Annotated in this window: 1 protein-coding gene and 1 pseudogene; both read left to right on the top strand. The window is 65.5% G+C overall.

The window, feature by feature from the left end:
- Positions 1-261: pseudogene (locus GCL84_RS29045) on the top strand (hypothetical protein); the annotation flags it as partial.
- Positions 262-320: 59 nt separating this feature from the next.
- The coding region (locus GCL84_RS00520; RefSeq protein WP_197522913.1) for a contact-dependent growth inhibition system immunity protein at positions 321-609 on the top strand (289 nt) is incomplete at its 3' end.

The raw sequence follows: 609 nt of genomic DNA, 5'->3' as shown, positions 1-609 counted from the left end.
GGGCGCCGCCGCGAGAACCATCCCGGCAACCGACGCGACCGCGGCCACGGCCACGCCGACCTTCCTCGTTCGTACAGCCCCGAACTCAACCCCGACGAGCTGCTCAACGCCGACCTCAAACGCAACATCAACGCCTCACGCGCCCACAACGTCGACCGCCTCGCCCACGAAACCTGCCGCTTCCTGTGCCGCCGTCAGCGCCAGCCACACCTCGTCCGCAGCTACTTCGGGGCCCGACACGTTCGCTACGCCATCATCTAGGCAACCGAAAACTTTCGGCTCAATATGTCTACACTGCGTTCCCGATCTAGGTGGTTTCTTTGAACAGTCCCAGCACGAGCGACGACGGCGGTGACGACCTCGGCGGTGACGACTTCGGCCTCTCGGCCCTGAGCGCCTGGTTCCACCAGGACTGGAGCCTGGACTTCGCGACCGAGCTAGATGTCGTCATCGCCTATGCCACCGCGCTGCCGCCTGCCTGCGTCCGTGTCCTCGCCGAGGACGCGCAGCGCTTGGTGAACCACGGTGATGGCCACCTCGCGAACAACCTGTGGCAGGCCGCCGCTGGGTTGTCCAACGGCTCGCGATCCATTCCCATCGGTCTGGGTT

The sequence above is a fragment of the Actinokineospora pegani genome (genome assembly GCF_009745975.1).
Taxonomy (GTDB): domain Bacteria; phylum Actinomycetota; class Actinomycetes; order Mycobacteriales; family Pseudonocardiaceae; genus Actinokineospora; species Actinokineospora pegani.
The sequence above is the reverse complement of the archived record's forward strand: the minus strand, read 5'-3'. Positions and strand labels throughout refer to the sequence as shown.